We start from the raw sequence: 1,510 nt of genomic DNA, 5'->3' as shown, positions 1-1,510 counted from the left end.
GGGTGTCAGCGAAATCATTTCGACAGGCTCAATGCAGGCATTACCAATCCTCGACTACGGTGGACGTGCTGCCGTAGCGGCGGGCCGAGCTTTCGAACTGCACCAGGTCGTCGGAGATCACGGGGTCCGTCGGTAACGGCGGCTCGGGCGGTATCAAACTCAATCGGCCGGCAGCATGAGCATTCAGCGTATCCATGACGCCTTGATACGCTTTGGCGGCATCGTCGGTCATCCGCTCGGCGCCGTGCAGATAGTAGAGCGCAACAGTGGACGACAGCCGGGCGATCAGCGTGGTTTGCACCGTGTCCGGAATGCCGTAGCTGAGGATCAATGCATCGGCATCGGCCAGGCATGTGTCGATCGCAGCCAGCGCGCCGGCCAGCGCGGTTTGTTCGTCCGCGCTGTAGCCGGCCAGGCTACCGCCGCCGATGGCAACGCGTAACGCGGCCTCGGGCGGCATGACCATGTCAGCCGGTACCGCCAGTTGCGCGAGGCGGCGGGCGTTGGTGCGGGCCAGCAGATCGGCGCGGGTGGCGAAGGGCATTAGCCGGCGCTCCGGGCGGATTGAACTTCGGAAAAGACCTCTTCGCGCTCAACGGCGGCTTGGAGTTTGTCCCAGACCGCATCGCGCTCAGCGGATGAGATCGCTACGCCAGCGACATCGCGTAATGCAATCGTGCTGGGCCGGCCGTCTTTTAGCCAATGTTCCGGATTGTTTGGGTCCAACTTCACAATGCCGGCCTTGATCGCGTCTTCGCGCGGATCGGCGCTGTCGGTCGCAGGTTGTTCGCCATCCGTGGCAGCGGTGCCATCCGCTCCAGTGTCAGCGGCATCCGCCGCCGGGGCGGCATCGCCCGTTTTAATTTCGTCGGTGGTAGCGAGGCCCTCGGACCCGTCGGCCTCCGGACCTCTTTCGGTTGGTTTTTCGTTGCCCGTGTCAGCGTCGGCCGTATTAGCCACCGGGGAGGCGGTACCGGTATCGGTTCCTTCCGCCGCTATCGCCCCAGTCGATCCCTCATTTGCTTCGCTCTTCACAGGGTTATTCGTGTCGGCGCCGGCGGTTTCAATCGCGCCGGCTTGGGTGGTGGCGGCGACTTCCACCAATACGGTCGGCGAGTCGCTCACTTCCAAATACGGGTCTTCTTCCAACGCCGCCAGCGTGGCGTCGTCAATGTCGGTCAATTCCAGCCAGTTGCGGGTAAAGCGCAGGCCGGCGCGGTCGCGTTTTTCAAGATCAGTGCGCAGGGCTACGCGGGCATACAGTTTGGACATGTCAGTCTCCTAAAGGGTTAGCCGGCCGGGGTTATTGCACCCAAGGGGTGACCAGCAATTCGACTTTTTTGTAGTTGATGTTGTCTTCGCCAGTCGCCAAGGTGCGTTTGGTCAGCAGGTTTTCAGCCGCGACGCGGTTGGTAGGACCGCACACTAGCAGGGTCGGCGTTGTGCCCAGCTTGATGCCGCCATCCCCCGTTTGGGCGAGCATACGGTCGTACAGCGCCGCAAAGTTGGT

General features: G+C 62.6%; 3 protein-coding genes. All 3 read right to left on the bottom strand.

Going from position 1 to position 1,510, the window contains the following annotated elements:
- Nucleotides 1–40 precede the first annotated feature (40 nt).
- Nucleotides 41–544 carry a phage protein Gp36 family protein gene (locus AC3B8H_RS21250; protein ID WP_488443497.1) on the bottom strand — a complete coding sequence of 168 codons (504 nt, stop codon included), beginning with the start codon at nucleotides 542–544 and terminating at the stop codon, nucleotides 41–43.
- Nucleotides 544–1,272: a hypothetical protein gene (locus tag AC3B8H_RS21245; protein ID WP_488443496.1), complete on the bottom strand. Its 729-nt coding sequence runs from the start codon at nucleotides 1,270–1,272 to the stop codon at nucleotides 544–546. Before AC3B8H_RS21245 ends, AC3B8H_RS21250 begins: the two co-directional genes overlap by 1 nt.
- Before the next feature lie 31 nt (nucleotides 1,273–1,303).
- Nucleotides 1,304–1,510, bottom strand: a 207-nt coding sequence (locus AC3B8H_RS21240; protein WP_488443495.1) for a Mu-like prophage major head subunit gpT family protein, incomplete at its 5' end; no start/stop codon positions are given.

Source organism: Methylomonas sp. BG-2, from assembly GCF_057766305.1.
The sequence above is the reverse complement of the archived record's forward strand: the minus strand, read 5'-3'. Positions and strand labels throughout refer to the sequence as shown.

What these genes read in the sequence shown, in the direction of transcription:
- AC3B8H_RS21250 (WP_488443497.1), bottom strand. Translation starts at nt 544, where the DNA reads ATGCCCTTCGCCACCCGCGCCGATCTGCTGGCCCGCACCAACGCCCGC.
- AC3B8H_RS21245 (WP_488443496.1), bottom strand. Translation starts at nt 1,272, where the DNA reads ATGTCCAAACTGTATGCCCGCGTAGCCCTGCGCACTGATCTTGAAAAA.